General features: G+C 69.6%; 15 protein-coding genes. 11 read left to right on the top strand and 4 right to left on the bottom strand.

Going from position 1 to position 18,805, the window contains the following annotated elements:
- Positions 1-8: 8 nt before the first annotated feature.
- From chpT to alaS, 8 genes are all read left to right on the top strand, one after another.
- Positions 9-662, top strand: coding sequence for a histidine phosphotransferase ChpT (gene chpT, locus ASC65_RS07070; protein WP_056451037.1), 654 nt, complete (start codon positions 9-11; stop codon positions 660-662).
- Between the two features lie 93 nt (positions 663-755).
- Positions 756-1,127 carry a response regulator gene (locus ASC65_RS07065; RefSeq protein WP_056451035.1) on the top strand — a complete coding sequence of 124 codons (372 nt, stop codon included), beginning with the start codon at positions 756-758 and terminating at the stop codon, positions 1,125-1,127.
- Between the two features lie 4 nt (positions 1,128-1,131).
- A complete protein-coding gene (locus ASC65_RS07060) occupies positions 1,132-1,947 on the top strand; it encodes a CheR family methyltransferase (protein ID WP_056451031.1) in 816 nt (271 codons plus the stop codon).
- 109 nt (positions 1,948-2,056) lie between these two features.
- Complete coding sequence (locus tag ASC65_RS07055) at positions 2,057-3,940, top strand: M20/M25/M40 family metallo-hydrolase (RefSeq protein ID WP_056451030.1); 1,884 nt, start codon at positions 2,057-2,059, stop codon at positions 3,938-3,940.
- 164 nt (positions 3,941-4,104) lie between these two features.
- Complete coding sequence (locus tag ASC65_RS07050; RefSeq protein WP_056451028.1) at positions 4,105-6,192, top strand: catalase; 2,088 nt, start codon at positions 4,105-4,107, stop codon at positions 6,190-6,192.
- 186 nt (positions 6,193-6,378) lie between these two features.
- Positions 6,379-7,458 carry a recombinase RecA gene (recA, locus tag ASC65_RS07045; protein WP_056451025.1) on the top strand — a complete coding sequence of 360 codons (1,080 nt, stop codon included), beginning with the start codon at positions 6,379-6,381 and terminating at the stop codon, positions 7,456-7,458.
- Between the two features lie 230 nt (positions 7,459-7,688).
- On the top strand, positions 7,689-8,150 hold the full coding sequence (locus ASC65_RS07040; protein ID WP_056451022.1) for a hypothetical protein: 462 nt from the start codon (positions 7,689-7,691) through the stop codon (positions 8,148-8,150).
- Positions 8,151-8,265: 115 nt separating this feature from the next.
- Positions 8,266-10,923 carry an alanine--tRNA ligase gene (alaS, locus tag ASC65_RS07035; RefSeq protein ID WP_056451019.1) on the top strand — a complete coding sequence of 886 codons (2,658 nt, stop codon included), beginning with the start codon at positions 8,266-8,268 and terminating at the stop codon, positions 10,921-10,923.
- A gap of 46 nt (positions 10,924-10,969) precedes the next feature.
- Here the strand turns inward: alaS and ASC65_RS07030 are convergent, their stop codons facing one another.
- The 3 genes from ASC65_RS07030 to ASC65_RS07020 all read right to left on the bottom strand — a co-directional run bounded on the left by ASC65_RS07030 (position 10,970) and on the right by ASC65_RS07020 (position 13,550).
- Positions 10,970-11,527: a DUF2939 domain-containing protein gene (locus tag ASC65_RS07030; protein ID WP_056451015.1), complete on the bottom strand. Its 558-nt coding sequence runs from the start codon at positions 11,525-11,527 to the stop codon at positions 10,970-10,972.
- Positions 11,528-11,602: 75 nt separating this feature from the next.
- Positions 11,603-12,238 carry a DUF2939 domain-containing protein gene (locus ASC65_RS07025; protein ID WP_235561426.1) on the bottom strand — a complete coding sequence of 212 codons (636 nt, stop codon included), beginning with the start codon at positions 12,236-12,238 and terminating at the stop codon, positions 11,603-11,605.
- 97 nt (positions 12,239-12,335) lie between these two features.
- Positions 12,336-13,550 (bottom strand): NADP-dependent isocitrate dehydrogenase, encoded by a 1,215-nt coding sequence (locus ASC65_RS07020; RefSeq protein WP_056451012.1) that lies wholly within the window; start codon positions 13,548-13,550, stop codon positions 12,336-12,338.
- A 156-nt stretch (positions 13,551-13,706) separates the two neighbouring features.
- On the opposite strand from ASC65_RS07020, the gene ASC65_RS07015 reads away from it, so the two are divergent.
- The 3 genes from ASC65_RS07015 (at position 13,707) to ASC65_RS07005 (ending at position 16,916) form a co-directional block, all read left to right on the top strand.
- The gene (locus ASC65_RS07015; protein WP_056451008.1) at positions 13,707-14,849 is read left to right on the top strand and encodes a DUF1176 domain-containing protein; all 1,143 of its coding nucleotides are present in this window, start codon (positions 13,707-13,709) and stop codon (positions 14,847-14,849) included.
- Positions 14,842-15,756 (top strand): NAD(P)/FAD-dependent oxidoreductase, encoded by a 915-nt coding sequence (locus tag ASC65_RS07010; RefSeq protein WP_056451005.1) that lies wholly within the window; start codon positions 14,842-14,844, stop codon positions 15,754-15,756. Before ASC65_RS07015 ends, ASC65_RS07010 begins: the two co-directional genes overlap by 8 nt.
- 233 nt (positions 15,757-15,989) lie before the next feature.
- Positions 15,990-16,916 carry a LysR substrate-binding domain-containing protein gene (locus ASC65_RS07005; RefSeq protein WP_056451003.1) on the top strand — a complete coding sequence of 309 codons (927 nt, stop codon included), beginning with the start codon at positions 15,990-15,992 and terminating at the stop codon, positions 16,914-16,916.
- Here the strand turns inward: ASC65_RS07005 and ASC65_RS07000 are convergent.
- Positions 16,913-18,736, bottom strand: coding sequence for a DUF885 domain-containing protein (locus ASC65_RS07000; RefSeq protein WP_056451000.1), 1,824 nt, complete (start codon positions 18,734-18,736; stop codon positions 16,913-16,915). The genes ASC65_RS07005 and ASC65_RS07000 overlap by 4 nt on opposite strands.
- Positions 18,737-18,805 lie beyond the last annotated feature (69 nt).

The raw sequence follows: 18,805 nt of genomic DNA, 5'->3' as shown, positions 1-18,805 counted from the left end.
CGAGCCCGATGACCGACACCGCTCCCCTCCCCGACGGCCAGGCCCTGGCCGCCCTGATCGCCGGCAAGCTGTGCCACGATTTCATCAGCCCGGCCGGCGCCATCAGCTCCGGCCTCGACCTGCTCAAGGACCCGACCGCGCAGGACATGCGCGACGACGCCATGGGCCTTATCGAGGCCAGCGCGAAGAAGATGGTCGCCCTGGTGGCCTTCGCCCGCGTGGCTTTCGGCGCCTCGACGTCGGCGGAGCGATTCTCGGGGACCGAGCTGGGCGAGCTGGTCGCGGGCCTGACCGAGGGCGGGCGGGCGACGCTCGACTGGCGCGCCGAGGGCGGGGACTACTCCAAGGCCCAGGCCCGGGCGCTGGTGAACCTGGCCTATCTGACCATGGCCGCCCTGCCGTCCGGCGGCACGGCGACGATCACCACCAAGCGCACCGACGCCGGCCTCGAGATCGAGGGCCTGGCCGAGGGCGCACGCGCCCGGCTCAAGGGCGAAGCCGTCGCCGGCCTGGCGGGCCAGCCCCTGACCGAAGGCCTGCCCGGCCAGTGGATTCAGCCCTACTGGCTGTGGCTGACCGCCACCGAGAACGGCGGCGCGCTCGACGTCAGCGCCGAGGAGGGCCGAGTTGTCCTCAGGGCGCGCATGGCTAACGCGGCTTAAGCCGGTTTCCCAAGGACTCGTTAACCGGCTCGCGGCGATGATGAGGGCTGGCGCACACCTAGGCGTTGCGCCTGCGAAACCGGAACCACGGCCTTGACCCCGAGAACTTGCCTGATCGTCGATGACAGCCGGATCATCCGGAAGGTCGCGCGACGCATCGTCGAAGGCCTCGGCTTCGAGGTCGACGAAGCCGCGGACGGCTCCGAGGCCCTGTCCTTCTGCGCGGGCGTCATGCCCGAGGTCATCCTGCTCGACTGGTCGATGCCGGTGATGGATGGCCTGACCTTCCTGCGCCGCCTGCGCGCCCTGCCCGGCGGAACCGCGCCCAAGGTCCTGTTCTGCACCATCGAGACACGCGCCGAACGCATCGCCGAGGCCCTCAGCGCCGGCGCCGACGACTATGTGATGAAGCCGTTCGACGGCGAGATCCTGACCTCCAAATTCGCCGAGGTGGGGGCCGTCTGAACCCATGTCGCCGGAAGACTTCGATCGCCTGCAGTCGCTGCTGGCCTCGCGTGCGGGGTACCGGCTGACGCGCGACCGGATGAAGCTGGCCGAGCATCGCCTCGGCCCGCTCGCCCGCCGCGAGGGCTACGAAACCGTCGACGCCCTGCTGGCGGCCCTGTGGGCCAAGCCGGTGGCCGGGCTCGGCTGGGCGGTGATCGAGGCCCTGCTGAATCCCGAGACCTGGTTCCGTCGCGACCGCGCCACGTTCGACACCTTCGCCCGCGAGCTGATGCCGGCCTTGGCGGCGGCCCGGGGCGGCCAGCCGATCCGCGTCTGGTCGGCCGGCTGCTCGACCGGCCAGGAAGCCTGGTCATTGGCCATGAGCGCCCGCGACGCCGGATTCGAGATCGAGATCGTCGCCACCGACCTGTGCCAGCGCGCCCTGGAGAAGGCCCGCGTCGGCGCCTACACCGGCTTCGAGATCCAACGCGGCCTGCGCGCCGAGACCATGCTGACCTGGTTCGACCAGGCCGAGGAAAACTGGATCGCCCGGCCGCAGCTGCGCTCGATGGTGCATTTCGCCCGCGCCAATCTGCTCGACGCCCCGGCTGACGACACCCGCTTCGACGTCATCTTCTGCCGCCACGTGCTGTCCGACATGGACCCGGCCCAACGCGTCCAGGTGCTCGACAACCTCGAACGCCGCCTGGTGGATGACGGATGCCTGTTCCTGGGCCCGGACGAATCCCTGTCCGGCGACAGCGTCGCCTTCCGCGCCGTGGCCGGCCGCAAGGGCCTGTTCGTCAAGGCGCCGGCGGCGCTGAAGCGGGCGGCGTAGCCGCCTAGTCGTTTCAGCTCATGGCAGAGCTTGAGGGTCGCCGTCCGAGCCCTCTTCGCCAAACCCGAAACCTGTCGTAGCGTCGCTCTGTCACCGGGGGAGAATGCGCATGCGCGTGCTGTGGCTTGTCGGGTCTTTGGCGCTCGCGCTGCTGATCGCGGTCCTGTCTCTGCGCAGTCCGGAGGCGCTCGGGATTGGCGAGCCCCGGCAGGACTTCGCCGCCGACCGGGCGATGGGCGACATCCGCGAGATTGCGCGGCGGCCTCACCCCGTGGGATCGCCGGATCATACGCGGGTCCAGGCCTATCTGCTGCAACGGATGACAGCCCTGGGCCTGGAGACGTCGGTGCAGACCGGCCCGCTCTCGGACGGGGCGATCCGTCACCTGAGCAGCATGGGCGGCGACCCCGAGGCGGCGAACTTCACAGCCAGCAATCTGATCGGCGTCCTGCCCGGCCGACGGCCCGAGCTGCCCGCCGTCGCCCTGATGGCCCACTACGACACCGTGCCGGATTCCGCAGGGGCGGCGGACGATTCGACCGGCGTCGCGGCCATCCTGGAGACGGTCCGCGCGCTTCGCGCCCGCGGCCCGGCCGACCGCACCCTGGTGGTGCTGTTCACCGACGCGGAGGAGATCGGACTGGAGGGCGCGCGCGTCTTCTGGGGCGGCCATCCCTTGCGCGACCGCATCGGGGCGGTGATCAACCTCGAGGCGCGCGGCGGCGGCGGTCGGGCCATGATGTTCGAGACCGGCCGCGGCAACGCCCAGACCATCGATCGTTTCGCCCAGGCGACGCACCGGGTGAACGGCGGCGTCACCTCCAACTCGCTGGCGGTGTTCGTCTATGAGCGGATGCCCAACGGCACCGACTTCACCATTCCCAAGGACCGCGGCGTCCAGGGCCTGAACCTGGCCTTCATCGGCCGCCCCGAACAGTACCATGCTCCGGCCTCCATGCCGCAGGCGCTGGATCGCGGCGCGGTGCAGCACATCGGCTCGCAGGCGCTGGAGAACGCCGACGCCCTGCTGCGGGCCCCGGCCCTGCCGAAGGGCGAGCGCAATGTCGTCTACGCCGATCTGTTCGGCCAGGTGGTGATCAGCCATCCGCCGGCGCTCGGCTGGGGCCTGTTGGGTCTGGCCGCAGCCCTCCTGGCGACGGCCGTTTGGCGCGCGAGCCGCCGCGCGGGCCTGACCTGGGTCGACCTCGGCCGGGGCTGCGTCGACGGGCTGTGGTTCCTGTCGACCGCCCTGGTGCTGACCCAGGCCGTCCGGACCCTGGCGGGACCGATGGCCGCCCGGGCTGACAGCGCCGGCGCCTATTACACCCTGCTGGCCCGCCTGCCGTGGATGGAGGCCGGCGCGGCCCTGACGGTGTTCGCCGCCGCCCTGGCGCTGCTGGCCGGACGCGGAAGCGTCGATCGCCGCATCATGGCGGGGACGATCGCCGCCGCGGCCCTGGTCGGGCTGGGGCTCGGCGGCGTCAACCTGGTGATCATCGGGGCCGCCGTCATCGCCATCGGCCTGTCGCTGGCCCCGGGACTGGCCGCACGATCGACCTGGGGCGGTTGGAGCGGCCTGATCCTGCTGGTGCTGATCGTCGGCGGCCTGGCCCAGGCGGTGGCGCCCGAAGCCGCCTTCCTCTTCCTCTGGCCGGCGCTGCTGGCGGCGGCCGTGGCGGCAGGCGTCGCCTTCGCCGATCCCGGCCTGACCCGACCCGCGGCCCTGCTCCCGATCGCCCTGGCGGTCGCCCTGGGCGGCGGCTGGCTGATGGGCCTGGCGCACCCGACCTTCCTCGGCGTCGGCATGGACCTGCCGGGCGTGCTGGCGCTGATGGGGCTGCTGATCCTGATGCTGGTGCGACCGTTGTCGGCCGAGACGGCCTGGGCCAGACCGGTGCTCATCGCGGCCGCAGCGGTGCTGGTCCTGGGGGCCGGCGTGGCCGCCATCGGCCAGGCGGCGCGGCCGATGGCGCCGGCGGAGACCCAAGCGTAACGGCGCGCAAGGCCAACCCGCGCCACTGAAGGGGACGGGGTCTTTTCGCCCGCTTCTGGAACAACCATCTCCCCGCCGCCTTCCGTCAGGACCTCCCCAAGTCCTTGCACTGGCGCGACCGCGACCATCCCGGTCTTCGCTCGCCCGTCGGAAAGCGCATCTCCATGGCAGACCCCAAGACGCCTGAACCCCAGGCCGTAACCGGCAATGCCGGCGAACTGCACCAGACCGCCTCCACTCCCGAGACGCGGCTGACCACCAATCACGGCATGCCGATCAGCGACGACCAGAACTCGCTGAAGGGCGGCCGGCGCGGACCGACCCTGCTCGAAGACTTCGTCCTGCGCGAAAAGATCCAGCATTTCGACCACGAGCGGATCCCCGAGCGAATCGTCCACGCGCGCGGCTCGGCCGCCCACGGCTTCTTCGAACTGACCGAGTCCTTGGCTGAGTTCACCCGCGCCAAGGTGCTGACCGAGGTGGGCAAGAAGACCGATGTCTTCACCCGCTTCTCGACCGTGGCGGGCGGCGCCGGCTCGATCGACACGCCGCGGGACGTGCGCGGCTTCGCGGTCAAGATGTACACCGTCGAGGGAAACTGGGATCTCGTCGGCAACAACATCCCCGTCTTCTTCATCCAGGATGCGATCAAGTTTCCCGACCTGGTCCACGCCGTGAAGATGGAGGCCGACCGCGGCTATCCGCAGGCGGCCAGCGCCCATGACACCTTCTGGGACTTCGTCGGCCTGATGCCCGAGACCACCCACATGATCATGTGGGCCATGTCCGACCGCACCATTCCCCGCTCGCTGCGCATGATCGAGGGCTTCGGGGTCAACACCTTCCGCCTGCTCAACGACAAGGACGAGGCCACCTTCGTCAAATTCCACTGGCGGCCGAAGCTGGGGACCCAGTCGACCTGCTGGGACGAGGCGGTGAAGATCGCCGGCGCCGACCCGGACTATCACCGCCGCGACCTCTATGAATCCATCGCCGCTGGCGATTTCCCCGAGTGGGAGTTCGGCGTTCAGCTGATCAGCCAGAAGCAGGCGGACGCCCTGCCCTTCGACATCCTCGACGCCACCAAGCTGATCCCGGAAGAGATGATCCCGATCCGCGTGGTCGGCCGCATGGTGCTGAATCGGAATCCCGACAACTTCTTCGCCGAGACGGAGCAGTCGGCCTTCCTGCCCACCAACATGCCGCCCGGCGTCGATGTGTCCGAGGATCCGCTGCTGCAGGGCCGGCTGTTCTCCTACCAGGACACCCAGCTGTCGCGGCTGGGCTCGGTCAATTTCCACCAGCTGCCGATCAATCAACCCAAGGGCTGTCCCTTCCAGAATTTCCAGCGCGACGGCCATATGCAGACCCAGGTCTTCGCCGGCCGCGCCAACTACGAGCCCAACAGCCTGGCCGAGGCCGGCGAGCCCGGCGGCCCGCGCGAAGACCCGAAGGGCGGCTTCCGCAGCTTCGCGCAGCCGGTCGAGGAGACCAAGGTGCGCCTGCGCGCCGAAACCTTCGCCGACCACTACACCCAGGCGCGGCTCTTCTTCCGCTCTCAGACCGAGATCGAGCAGGCGCACCTGGCCAGCGCCCTCGTCTTCGAGCTGTCCAAGGTGACGCTCGACCACGTCCGCGTCCGGGTCCTGGCCAATGTCCAGAACGTCGATGAGGCGCTGGCCAAGCGCGTGGCCGCAGGTCTCAACGTGGACCTGCCCAAGAAGGCGGCCGCCGCGGTGGCGCCGGAGGACATGAAGCCGTCCCCGGCCCTGCGGATCGTCGGCAAATATCCGGACACGCTGAAGGGCCGCGCGGTCGGCATCCTCGTCACCGACGGCGCTGACGGCGCGGTGGTGGCGGCGGTGCGCAAGGCGGTCGAAGCCGAGGGCGCGGCGGTCAAGATCATCGCCCCCAAGATCGGCGGGGTCACCCTCAAGGACGGCAAGGCGCTGCCGGCTGACGGCCAACTGGCCGGCACGCCGTCGGTGCTGTTCGACGCCGTGGCCCTGGTTCTGTCGGAGGCGGGCTGCGCCGAGCTGCTCGGCGAGAGCGCCGCCGTCGACTTCGCCGCCAACGCCTTCGTTCACCTCAAGGCGATCGCCCACACCGCCGAAGCCCAGCCGCTGCTGGACAAGGCGGGCGTCAAGCCGGACGCCGGCGTCGTCGACCTGGCCCAGGGCGCGGACGCCTTCGTCAAGCCGGCCCGCACGCGCCAGTGGGACCGCGAGCCCAAGGTTCGCATCCTCGCCTGATCCGGATGGAAGCCAAGCTACGTCAGAAACGGTCGTAGCTTGGCTTTTGTTCTCAGGACGTTCCCGAGAACATCTTGTGAACCTGAACAAACCATGCACATAGTCCGCCTCACGAAACGAGGGGGCGGGTCCATGGCGGGTCTCTCCCGAAACCAGATGGGAATCATGGCAAGGGAGACGAAGGCGATGTCACAGGCGGCTTTGAAGTTGGTGGGCAAGGAAGACGGCGACAAGCAACGGGCCCTGGAGGCGGCGATCGCTCAGATCGACCGGGCCTTCGGCAAGGGCTCGGTGATGAAACTCGGCAAGGCCGGGGTCGTCGCCGAGATCGAAAGCGTGTCGACCGGTTCGCTGGGCCTCGACATGGCGCTGGGCATCGGCGGCCTACCGGTCGGCCGGGTCATCGAGGTGTTCGGCCCGGAATCGTCGGGCAAGACGACCCTCGCCCTGCACACCGTCGCCGAGATCCAGAAGAAGGGCGGCACCGCCGCCTTCGTCGACGCCGAACACGCGCTGGATCCGGTCTACGCCCAGAAGCTGGGGGTCAACCTCGACGACCTGCTGGTGTCGCAGCCCGACACGGGCGAGCAGGCCCTGGAGATCGTCGACACCCTGGTGCGCTCCGGCGCCGTGGACATCGTCGTCATCGACTCCGTCGCCGCCCTGACCCCGCGCGCTGAAATCGAAGGCGAGATGGGCGACAGCCTGCCCGGCCTGCAGGCCCGCCTGATGAGCCAGGCGCTGCGCAAGCTGACCGCCTCGATCTCCAAGTCGAAATGCATCGTGCTGTTCATCAACCAGATCCGTCACAAGATCGGGGTCATGTACGGCTCGCCCGAGACGACCACGGGTGGCAATGCGCTGAAATTCTACGCCTCGGTCCGCCTCGACATCCGCCGCACCGGCGCGATCAAGGACCGCGACGAAGTGGTCGGCAACACGACCCGCGTGAAGGTGGTCAAGAACAAGGTCGCCCCGCCGTTCCGCGAGGTCATCTTCGACATCATGTACGGCGAAGGCATCTCCAAGCTGGGCGAGATCATCGACCTCGGCGTCAAGGCCGGGGTGATCGAGAAGTCGGGCAGCTGGTTCTCCTACGACAGCCAGCGCATCGGCCAGGGCCGCGAGAACGTGCGCGCCTTCCTCAAGGCCAACCCGGACATCGCCGCCTCGATCGAGAAGGCCGTCCGCGCCTCGACCAACAAGATCGCTGACGAGCTGCTCGGCACGCCCGAGCCCGACGAGGGCCAGGACCTCGAGGGCTGACGCCAGCGCTCAAGCGCGAGCCGTCAAGCAAGCTTGTCAAATGTGCACAAAGTGCACTCGACTTTTTTGAGTGCACTTTTCGCTTCACTTCTCCGGCCAGGCCCGGCGACCCGCCATCCGACCCCGCCGGGCCGGACCGGACGGAGCGGCCGCCAGACTCCGTGTCTGGCGGCCTTTTTTCTTGCCCGCGACAGCGGGAAGCGTAACCGTGATCACCGGGAGGACCGCCGATGACCCCGAACGCCCGAACTCTATGGCTGCGCGCCGTCCTGCTGGCCGGTCTGATCGCCGGCGCCCTGGATATCTCCGCCGCCATCCTGCTGAACCCGCAGGTCAGCGCGCAGGTGGTGCTGCAATCGGTCGCCGGAGGCTGGCTGGGCCGCGCGACCTACGCCGGCGGATGGCCGACCGCCTGGCTGGGCCTGGCCTCCCACTTCGGCGTCATGCTGGTCATCGCCGCCGTCTGGACGACCTTCGCCGCCCGGGTGGGCGCCGCCCGGCGTCTCTGGCCCGTCGCCGGCGTCCTGTGGGGCGCAGTCGTCTACGCCGTCATGACCTGGGTCGTCGTGCCCCTGTCCCAGGCCACCCTGCCCCCGCCGGACACAAACGCGATCATCCAGGGCCTGCTGGTGCACATCGTGTGCGTCGGTTTGCCCATGGCCTTCATCACCCGCCGCGTCCTCGGCCGTTGAGGCCTCCGCCCCGCCGTTCGGACCTCGCCGACACGGAGGGGTGATGCGTTCCGGTCGAAAGACCTATATGGACGCTGCCTCCCTGCCCTCTTCTTGACTGCGTCCGCGACGAACCATGGCCAGCCTTAAACAGATCCGCTCGACCTTCCTCGACTACTTCGCGGCCGATGGCCACGAGAAGGTCCACTCGGCTCCGCTGGTGCCGCAGAACGACCCGACCCTGCTGTTCGTCAACGCGGGCATGGTGCCGTTCAAGGACTATTTCACGGGCGCCTCGACCCCGCCCTATCCGCGCGCCACCAGCTCTCAGAAATGCGTCCGCGCGGGCGGCAAGCACAACGACCTGGACAACGTCGGCTACACCGCCCGCCACCTCACCTTCTTCGAAATGCTGGGGAATTTCTCCTTCGGCGACTACTTCAAGGAACACGCGATCGATCGCGCCTGGAGCCTGGTCACCAAGGACTTCGGCCTCGATCCGAACCGCCTGCTCGTCACCGTCTACATTGACGACGACGAAGCCTTCGACATCTGGAAGAAGGTCACCGGCTTCCCGGACAGCAAGATCATCCGCATCGCCGGCTCGGACAATTTCTGGGCCATGGGCGACTCGGGCCCGTGCGGCCCGTGCACCGAGATCTTCTGGGACTACGGCGACCACGTCCCGGGCGGCCCTCCCGGCTCGCCCGATGAGGACGGCGACCGGTTCGTCGAGATCTGGAACAACGTCTTCATGCAGTTCGAGAAGGAGAACGACGAGATCGTTCGCAGCCTTCCCAAGCCATCGGTCGACACCGGCATGGGCCTGGAGCGCATGACCTCGGTGCTGCAGGGCAAGAACTCGGTGTTCGACACCGACTTGTTCCAGACCCTGATCGCCGCTTCGGAAGACGCCACCTCGACCAAGGCCGAGGGCGAGCGCGCCCCGAGCCACCGGGTCATCGCCGACCACCTGCGCTCGTCGTCCTTCCTGATCGCTGACGGCGTCACCCCGTCGAACGAGGGCCGCGGCTACGTCCTGCGCCGCATCATGCGCCGCGCCATGCGTCACGCCCACCTGCTCGGCGCGACCGATCCGCTGATGCACCGCCTGGTCCCGACGCTCGTGTCGGAGATGGGCGAGGCCTATCCCGAGCTGAAGCGCGCCCAGCCCTTCATCGAGGACACGCTAAAGCAGGAAGAACTGCGCTTCCGCACCACCCTGGGCCGGGGCATGACCCTGTTCGACCAGGCGACCGCCGACTTCCAGCCGGGCGCCATGTTGGACGGCCAGACCGCCTTCACCCTGTCGGACACCTACGGCTTCCCGCTCGACCTGACCCAGGACGAAGCGCGCCGCCGCGGCTTCGGTGTCGACCTCGACGCCTATGAGGCCGCCATGGCCGCCCAGCGCGAGCGCGGCAAGGCCGGCTGGAAGGGCTCGGGCCAGGCCGCCAACGCCGGCGAGTGGCTGGCGCTGCGCGACCGCCTCGGGTCGACGGAGTTCACCGGCTATGACGCCGTCGACGGCGTCGGCGAGGTCCTGGCCATCGTCCATGGCGGCCAGTCGGTCGACACGGTCGAGACCGGCCAGACCGCCGAGGTCGTGTTCGACAAGACCCCGTTCTACGGCGAAGGCGGCGGCCAGGCCGGCGACCAGGGCGAGATCGAATGGACCGACGCGACCGGCCAGACCGGTTCGGGCAACGTCCTCGACGTCCAGAAGCACGCCGGCGACCTGTTCGCGCACCGTGTCGAGGTCACCTCGGGCACGCTGGCGATCAGCGCTCGCGTTCAACTGAAGGTGAAGCCGGACGCCCGCCTGACCACCCGCGCCAACCACTCGGCCGCGCACCTGCTGCACGCCGCGCTGAAGAACGTCCTCGGCCCGCACGTGGCCCAGAAGGGCCAGCTGGTCGACGCCGAGCGCATGCGCTTCGACTTCAGCCACAACGCCCCGGTCACCGAGGAAGAACTGGCCCGCATGGAGGATGAGGTGAACGCCGTCATCCGCCAGAACATCCCGGCCGAGACCAAGATGATGGCCCCGCAAGAGGCCATCGAGGCCGGCGCGGTCGCCCTGTTCGGCGAGAAATACGGCGACGAGGTCCGCGTCCTGACCCTGGGCCATGCCCTCGGCGGCGAAGGCGCCTATTCGGTCGAGCTGTGCGGCGGCACCCACGTGGCCCGCACCGGTGACATCGCCCTGTTCAAGATCGTCTCCGAAAGCGGCATCGCCTCGGGCGTGCGCCGCATCGAGGCCCTGACCGGCGAGGCCGCCCGCCAGTATCTGCTGGCCCAGGCCGGCGTGGCGAAAAAGCTGGCCCAGGGCTTCAAGGTCCAGCCGGCCGACGTCCCCGCCCGCGTCGACGCCCTGTCGACCTCGGTCAAGACGCTCGAGAAGCAGGTCGCCGACCTCAAGAAGCAGCTGGCGCTCGGCGGCGGCTCGGGCGGCGACGCCGCCCCGGAGGAGATCAACGGCGTCAAGCTGATCGCCCGCGTCCTCGACGGCGTCGACGGCAAGGGCCTGCGCGGCGTGGCCGAGGACTTCCGCAAGTCGGTCGGTTCGGGCGTCGTCGCCCTGATTGGCGTCACCGAGGGCAAGGCGGCGGTCACTGTCGCCGTGACCTCGGACATGACCGGCAAGGTCAACGCGGCCGATCTGGCCCGTGCGGCGGTGCTGGCCATGGGCGGCCAGGGCGCCGGCGGCAAGCCCGACTTCGCCCAAGGCGGGGCCCCGGACGGCTCCAAGGCCCAGGACGGCCTGGCGGCGGTGCGGGCGGCGCTGGCCTAACTCACCCTGATACGCTCATCCCTGCCTCCGCGGGGATGGGCGACGCTCAAGCCCCTGGCTCCAGCAGCAGGTCCACCGCCGCCAGCTTCCAGGTGAAGGCGCCGCGGCGCTCGAGGATCAGGGCGAGGCGCTGATCGGGGTGGTCGCGGTCGGTCAGGGTCACGGCGAAGTGGTTCAGGTCGCGATAGCCCCAGGCCTGGTGGATGTCGTCGCCGTGGTCCGTGGCGTCGTTCGGCTCGGACGGCTGACGGCGCGTCGGATCGGGGGCCTCGGCGGTGGTGACCATCTTGGCCACCACCTCAGGCGTCACCACGGCGTCCACCGCTCCGGACAGCAGCATGGGGGCCAGGATCATGCCCAGTCCGCCCAGGCCGCTTTCGGCCACGCGCGGGTCGCGGCGCATGCGGGTCAGCAGTTCGGCGTTCAGCTCGTCCTTCAGGCTCTCACGCAAGGCGGGGAAGTCGACCAGCTGCTCAAGGCGCTGCTCGTCGCCGGCCTTGGCGGCGCGGACAAGCGACTGTGCGGTGAACACCGGCGCAAGCGCCCAAGCGCCCGCCAACACCACCACGGCGGCGATCACCACGCCGACCACGAGTTTCTTCATACTGCGACCCTCTGGCGTCGTAACGCCTCCCCACGGCCACGGTTGCCGCGAGTCGGAGACCCAGGCCAGAGTGAGTTAGCGTCCGGGGGCGGACGAAGCGGCCGGAGTCGGCGCGGCCGTCCCCGGCGGGCTCTCGGGCAGACCGATATGGACCAGCTTCCACTCGAACGGCCCTTTGCGTTCGAAGGTGAAGACGGTCGTGGCGCCGCCCTCCCCCTTCACCGCCAGGCGGGTGCGGTTGACGCCCCAGAACACCGGCGACGGCATCGGATTGGACCGGTTCGCCTCAGACGCAGGCCCGGCGGCGTCTACGGCGTCACGCCCCTCGCCGCGGGTCAGGGCGGCGAGCGCGGCGGGCGTCAGCCAGGCGTCGACGTCGACCATGGCGGCCGGCCGCGCCTGCTCCAGCTGATGACGGATGGCGCCGACCGGGTCTTCCAGGAGGGAGGGCGCCGGGGCCAGGGCCGCGCCGCCGACCAGCTGCGGCCTTAGCGACTGGCGAACGGAGGTGAAGTCCACCAGCCGCGACAGCCCCTGCACGTCGCTCGCGTCAGCGGCCGATCGGATCGCGAAGAAGGCCACTCCCGGCGCGGCGAAGAAGCTGATCACGGCGAGCACGATCGCCGCCAGCAGCAGGTTTCCGAACAGCTTCTTCATGACGACGTCCCCGATGGCCCGCCCCATCAATGCACGAACATCGGTATCGCTCAAACGAAAGGCCCGCCGGAGGGGTTTCCAGCGGGCCATTGCAGTCTGTTTACGCGGGCGCTCAAGCAGCGAGCGACCGCGTCGCGAGCGGTAGCGCCCCTTACGAAGCCATCGCCTTGGTCAGGTTCTCGGCGACCTTGTCGAGGAAGCCCTCGGTGGTCAGCCAGCCCTGCTGGTCGCCGACGAGCAGCGCCAGGTCCTTGGTCATGTAGCCGTCCTCGACGGTCTCGACGACGACACGCTCCAGGGTGGCCGCGAAGGTGGCGAGCTCGGCGTTGCCGTCCAGCTTGGCGCGGTGCGAGAAGCCGCGCGTCCAAGCGAAGATCGAGGCGATCGAGTTGGTCGAGGTGGCCTCGCCCTTCTGGTGCTGGCGGTAGTGGCGGGTGACGGTGCCGTGGGCGGCTTCCGATTCCAGCACCTTGCCGTCCGGGGTCATCAGCACCGAGGTCATCAGGCCCAGCGAGCCGAAGCCCTGCGCCACCACGTCCGACTGCACGTCGCCGTCGTAGTTCTTGCACGCCCAGACGAAGCCGCCCGACCACTTGATGGCCGCGGCCACCATGTCGTCGATCAGGCGGTGCTCATAGGTCAGGCCCTTGGCCTTGAACTCGGCCGCGAACTCCTTGTCGAACACCTCCTGGAAGATGTCCTTGAAGCGCCCGTCGTAGGCCTTGAGGATGGTGTTCTTGGTCGAGAGGTAGACCGGGTAGTTGCGCTGCAGGCCGAAGGCGAACGAGGCGCGGGCGAACTCGGTGATCGAGTCATCGAGGTTGTACATGCCCATGGCCACGCCGGCCGACGGGAAGTCGAAGACCTCGTGCTCGATGACGTTGCCGTCCTCGCCCTGGAATTTGATCGTCAGCTTGCCCGGGCCGGGGACCTTGAAGTCGGTGGCCTTGTACTGGTCGCCGAAGGCGTGACGGCCGACGACGATCGGCTGGGTCCAGCCCGGCACCAGGCGCGGCACGTTCGAGCAGATGATCGGCTCGCGGAAGACCACGCCGCCCAGGATGTTGCGGATGGTGCCGTTCGGCGACTTCCACATCTTCTTCAGGCCGAACTCCTGCACGCGGGCTTCGTCCGGGGTGATGGTGGCGCACTTCACGCCGACGCCGTGCTTCTGGATGGCCTTGGCCGCGTCGATCGTCACCTGGTCGTCGGTGGCGTCGCGGTTCTCCATGCCGAGGTCGTAGTAGTCGAGCTCGAGGTCCAGGTACGGGAAGACCAGCTTGTCCTTGATCATCTGCCAGATGATCCGGGTCATCTCGTCGCCGTCGATGTCCACGATGGGGTTGGCGACCTTGATCTTGGCCATGAAGCGCTCTCTGTCGATCTGAGTGGGAAGGTGTGTGGCCGGGGGTATAGCGAGCGCGGAACGCGCACGCAAAGGGCGGGAACCGATCCATGCCGCGAGCCGCTGTCTGACGACGAAATTCAGTTAGGATCGGAGATCAGCTTGGGGGGACCACGGATGCGCGTGATCAGTCTTCTGGCGGCCGCGGCCGCCCTGGCGGCCTGCGACGACGGCGCGGCGACGAGCAAGACGGGCGCTGAGGCGACGCCCCCGACGAGCCCCGGCGCAGCCGCTTCGGCCGTCGAGGCGGCGCCCGCGGTCCGGCCCGAAATCCGCGAGTTCCGCGACTGGCGCGCCGTCTGCGACAACGGAAACGCCTGCGTCGCCTGGACCGGTTCGAACGAGGGCGGGTGGATCCGCATCGGCATGGAGGCCGGGCCGGACGCCCGTCCGACCGTCGTCGCCAGCGAGGGGTTCGAGGGCGCTGACGGTCCCTCGATGGTGAAGCTGAAGATCGACGGTCGCGAGTATCCGTGGCGCGGCGGACCGCAGGACGCCGCCAACGCCGACGCCGGCGAGCTGCGGACCCGCAACATCCTCGCCGCCCTGGCCGCGGCCCGCTCGGTGTCGCTGGTGCTCGGCGACCGCACTGTGGAGGTTCCCGCCTCGGGCGCATCGGCGACCCTGCTCTGGATCGACGAACGGCAGGGGCGGCTGGGCACGACCACGGCCCTGCTGCGCAAGGGCGACCGCCCCGCCAGCGCTGTGCCTTCCGCCCCGGCCCTGCCGCGGGTCCGCCCCGCTCCCGCCGTGGACCAGAAGGGCTTCGCCGCCGCCAATCCGATGAACGATGATCCGCCCGCCGGGCTGCGCGTTCCTGCGTCGATTGAAGGGCTGGAGGCGGTGAAGGCCTGCCGCGCGGAGAACAACGAATATCTCGACAAGGCCGTGCTGGCCGCGCGCCTCGACGCCTCGACCGTCCTGTGGGGCATCCCCTGCGGAAGCGGCGCCTACAACGCCACCTATGTCCTCTACACGGCGCGGCCGGACGGGACCGGCGTGAGCTTGGCCGAGCTGCCGACCTGGCGGCCGCAGGGGGCTCCCGGCGAAACGGACCTGTGGCTGGTCAATCCCGTCTACGACCCGCGCGCCCAGACCCTTACCGTCTTCCCGCGCGGCCGCGGCCTCGGCGACTGCGGCACGATCCAGACCTGGACGTGGACCGCCGATGGCTTCGCCCTCAGTGAAGAGCGCACCATGACCGACTGCCAGGGCATGGGCTCAGACCGCTGGCCGACCACGTGGCGCACGCGTGGCTGACCCCGAGGTCCTCATCATCGGGGCGGGACCCGCAGGGCTGACCGCCGCCACCTATCTAGCCCGTTTTCGGCGGCGGGTGCTGGTCGCCGACGCCGGGGCGCCGCGGGCCTGCTGGATCCCGCTGAGCCACAACATGCCGGGCTTTCCCCAAGGCATCACCGGCGACGCCATCCTTAGGCGGATGACCGAGCAGGCGCTGGAGTATGACGCGGTGATCGAGGGCGGCGTGGTCGAGACGCTGACGCAGGACGGCGACGGCTTCGCGGCGACGCTGAACGGCCGCACGGTGCGGGTGCGGGCGGTGCTGCTGGCCACGGGGGTGATCGACCACCACCCCAACCTGCCGGGTGTCGAGCGGGCTATCGAGCGTGCGCTGGTGCGCATCTGCCCGATCTGCGACGGCTACGAGGCCACGGACAAGGCCGTGGCGGTGATCGGCGAGGACGACAAGGGCGTCCGCGAGGCGGCCTTCCTGCGCACCTATTCCGACCGGGTGACCCTGATCCATGTCGGCCCGGCCGAGGCGCTGACCGCCAACGGCGAGCTGGAACGGCTCGGGATCGAGCTGATCCGGGCGCCCATCGACAATGTTCAGCTGGAAGGCGACCGGGTCACGGCGCTGAGCTGGGGCGGGACATTCCGCACCTTCGACCTGGTCTATTCGGCGCTGGGCACCTCGCCCAATGCGGAATTGGCCGAGGGCCTGGGCGCACGGATCGGGGAGGACGGACGGCTCTATGTCGACGCCCACCAGCAGACCAGCATCAAGATGCTCTACGCGGCCGGGGACGTGGTGCGCGGCCTCAACCAGATCGCCGTTGCGGGCGCCGAGGCCGCGGTGGCCGCCACCGCCATCCACAACTGCCTGCGCGAAGCGGACGGCTGGACAGTCGGCGGCGGCGCCTAGGGCTCAGCGGCGCGAGGAGGCGACGACCAGCTGGCCCTTGCGGAGGCGGGCGCGCGTCCGGCTGCGCCGCCAATCATTGAGGACGGCGGCCCATCCCCACGTGCTTTCCTTATGCGTATGATGCATCTCTTCCATGGCGACCTCGTGCTGTTTAACCGGCTGTTGAAGGCAGGATGGGCTTGACAGAAACTGTACGCAAACGAGACTAACCGCGTTCTCCATAAGGCTCGCTTATGTCCGACCCCCTCGCCGGCATTCCCCTAGCCTCGATCCGGGTGTTCGAGGCGGCGGCGCGCCTCAACAGCTTCACTCGCGCGGCCGAGGAGCTGGGCATGACCCAGGCGGCGGTCAGCTGGCAGATTAAGGCGCTCGAGGGTCGGCTGGGCCAGAGCCTGTTCAAGCGACTGCCGCGCGAAGTCGTCCCGACCGAGCCGGGCGAGCGGCTGTCGCGGGCGGCCACCGAGGCCATGACCCTGCTGCGCCGCGCCCTGTCCGACCTGACCGAGGCCGACCAGGCCATCCTGTCGATCACCACCCTGGCGACCCTGGCGACCCAGTGGCTGGCCCCGCGGCTCGGCTCGTTCCAGCTGGCCCATCCCGAGCTGGCGGTGCGACTGGATACGGCCGCGCAGATCGTCGACCTGTCGCGCGAGGGCTTCGACGTCGGCCTGCGCTCGGGCACGGGCGACTGGCCCGGCGTGGAGAGCGTGCCCTTCATGCCCAGCGTCTTCACCCCAGTGTGCACCCCGGCGATGCGGGACGGCCTCGGGCTCCAGTGCGCGCGCGATCTGATCAAGGCGCCGCGCATCGGCCTGGACCAGGACTGGGCGGTGTGGTTCGCGGCGGCGGGCGTGGGCGGCGAGACCCATCCCACCGCCCGGCTGACCGCCGACTATCAGGCTCTGGAGGTGGCGGCGGCGCTGGGCGACCAGGGCGTGGCCCTGGCTTCGCCTATCCTGTTCGCGCGCGAGCTGGCGGCTGGCCTGCTGGTGCAGCCTGTACCGCTGTCGGTCGAGCTGTCGCCCGGCTACGCCTACTGGCTGGTCTGGCCTGAGGGCCGGCGGCGCTCGCCCAAGATCGCCCGCTTCCGCGATTGGCTGCTGGCCGCCGCCGAGGCCGACCCGGCCATCGCCGCGGCGCGGGCGGCCTCGGGCGCCTAGGCCTTCTTCGTCGCGACCCAGTCGTCGACGACCCGCTCCAGCACCGTCAGCGGCACGCCGCCGCCGGCCAGGGCCACGTCGTGGAAGCCCTTGATGTCGAAGCGGTCGCCCAGCGTCGCCTTGGCCTTTTCGCGCAGGCGCACCCACTCATTGTGGCCCACCTTGTACGCGCAGGCCTGGCCCGGCCAGCCGCAGTAGCGCTCGACCTCGCTGGTCGAGGCGCTTTCCTGGTCGCCCAGGGTCTCGACCATGTAGCGGATGCCCTGCTCGCGGCTCCAGCGCTTGGAGTGGATGCCGGTGTCGACCACCAGGCGCGCCGAGCGGAACATCAGCGACTGCAGATAGCCGATCTGGCCGAGCGGGTCGCTTTCATAGGCCCCCATCTCGTCGGCCAGCTGCTCGGCGTACAGGCCCCAGCCTTCGACGTAGCTGGAGAAGAACACCAGGTTCATCAGCTTGGGCGCCGACTCGCTCTCCTGCTGGATGGCGATCTGGAAGTGATGGCCCGGCGACGCCTCATGATACGTCAGGGTCGGCAGGGTCCACTTCGGCCATTCTGAGGTGTCGCGCAGGTTGATGTAGTAGATGCCCGGCCGCGAGCCATCGAGACTGGGCGAGTTGTAGTAGCCCAGCGAGGCGCCGGCCTCGATCTCGGGCGGCACGCGCTTGATCTCGACGCCCGACTTCGGAAGCCGGCCGAACACCTGCGGCAGGCGGCCCTGCATGTCCTGCATCTGCTTGTTCAGGTCGGCGAGCAGCTCGGCCTTGCCGGCGTCGGTGTTCGGATAGCTGTAGCGCGGGTCGTCGCCGAGGGCGGCGATGCGCTGGGCCACCGTGCCCTGGGTCATGCCCTGGGCCTTGAGCAGGGCGTCGGCGCGGCCGGACAGCTCGGCGATCTGGTCCAGGCCGATGCGGTGGATCTCGTCGGCGCTGAGCCGGGTGGTGGTGATGTAGTGCAGGCTGTTGGCGTAATAGGCCTCGCCGTCCGGCAGGCGCGCCACCGTGGCCTCGTGGCCGGCGCCGGGCAGGCGCTGCTTGAGCAGGGCGTTCTGCGCCGCCAGGGCCGGGTAGACGCGGTCGGTCAGCGCCTTCTCGACGCGTGCGCCCCAGTCGCCTGACAGGCCCTTCTCGCCGGTGCGGCGGACGACCGAATTGACCATCGGCGACTGCCCCGGCGAGGTGGCGAGCATGCCCTCCTGCTGCGAGATGGCCTTGGCCAGGATGAAGTCCGGCGGCGTCACGCCGCGGTCCATGTCCTCGCGGGTGCGGTCCGTCTCGGCGGCGATGACGTCGGCGAAGGCGTTGATGCGGGCGACATAGGCGTCGGCGTCCGCGGCGGTGTCGATAGAGTGCTGGCTGTCGAGGAAGTCCGGCGTCGACTGATAGGCGCCCGACTGCTGGCTGACGCGATAGATCTGCGGCCAGCCGCCCTGGCCGTAGGGGATGCCGAAGGTGGCGATGACGGCGTCCCAGTTGGCCGCCAAGGTGTCGTAGTGGATCGCCGACTGGCCGCTCAGCTGCGAACGATCGATCTGGCCCAGTTCGCGACGCAGGTCGCGGGTCAGGGCTCGGCCCTTCTCCTCCTCCTCCAGGGTCGACAGCGACAGCTTCGACTTAGCGGCGGCGCGCGGGCCCGTATCGAGACCGAAGGCGGTCACCGTCTCGGGCGACTCGTCGAGGATCCGCTCGAAGGCGCGGTCCATGAAGGCCGTCAGCTGGGCGGCGGCGTCCTGACGCGGCGCGGCCACGGCGGGCAGCCCGGTGGCGGCGAGGCCGACGCCGGCCCCGGCGGTCAGCAGAAGTTTGCGGCGGTCGATCATGGAGGGCTCCCTTTTCGCCCACCAGCTAGGACGGCCGGGCGACGGGCGGCAAGTTACGGAACTGTCACC

It is taken from the genome of Brevundimonas sp. Root1279, from assembly GCF_001425945.1.
Lineage (GTDB): Bacteria > Pseudomonadota > Alphaproteobacteria > Caulobacterales > Caulobacteraceae > Brevundimonas.
The sequence above is the reverse complement of the archived record's forward strand: the minus strand, read 5'-3'. Positions and strand labels throughout refer to the sequence as shown.

Bases quoted from the DNA above. Each gene is read 5' to 3' on its own strand.
- chpT (WP_056451037.1), top strand. From the start codon at position 9: ATGACCGACACCGCTCCCCTCCCCGACGGCCAGGCCCTGGCCGCCCTG.
- ASC65_RS07060 (WP_056451031.1), top strand. From the start codon at position 1,132: ATGTCGCCGGAAGACTTCGATCGCCTGCAGTCGCTGCTGGCCTCGCGT.
- ASC65_RS07055 (WP_056451030.1), top strand. From the start codon at position 2,057: ATGCGCGTGCTGTGGCTTGTCGGGTCTTTGGCGCTCGCGCTGCTGATC.
- ASC65_RS07050 (WP_056451028.1), top strand. From the start codon at position 4,105: ATGGCAGACCCCAAGACGCCTGAACCCCAGGCCGTAACCGGCAATGCC.
- recA (WP_056451025.1), top strand. From the start codon at position 6,379: ATGTCACAGGCGGCTTTGAAGTTGGTGGGCAAGGAAGACGGCGACAAG.
- ASC65_RS07040 (WP_056451022.1), top strand. From the start codon at position 7,689: ATGACCCCGAACGCCCGAACTCTATGGCTGCGCGCCGTCCTGCTGGCC.
- alaS (WP_056451019.1), top strand. From the start codon at position 8,266: ATGGCCAGCCTTAAACAGATCCGCTCGACCTTCCTCGACTACTTCGCG.
- ASC65_RS07030 (WP_056451015.1), bottom strand. From the start codon at position 11,527: ATGAAGAAACTCGTGGTCGGCGTGGTGATCGCCGCCGTGGTGGTGTTG.
- ASC65_RS07020 (WP_056451012.1), bottom strand. From the start codon at position 13,550: ATGGCCAAGATCAAGGTCGCCAACCCCATCGTGGACATCGACGGCGAC.
- ASC65_RS07015 (WP_056451008.1), top strand. From the start codon at position 13,707: ATGCGCGTGATCAGTCTTCTGGCGGCCGCGGCCGCCCTGGCGGCCTGC.
- ASC65_RS07005 (WP_056451003.1), top strand. From the start codon at position 15,990: ATGTCCGACCCCCTCGCCGGCATTCCCCTAGCCTCGATCCGGGTGTTC.
- ASC65_RS07000 (WP_056451000.1), bottom strand. From the start codon at position 18,736: ATGATCGACCGCCGCAAACTTCTGCTGACCGCCGGGGCCGGCGTCGGC.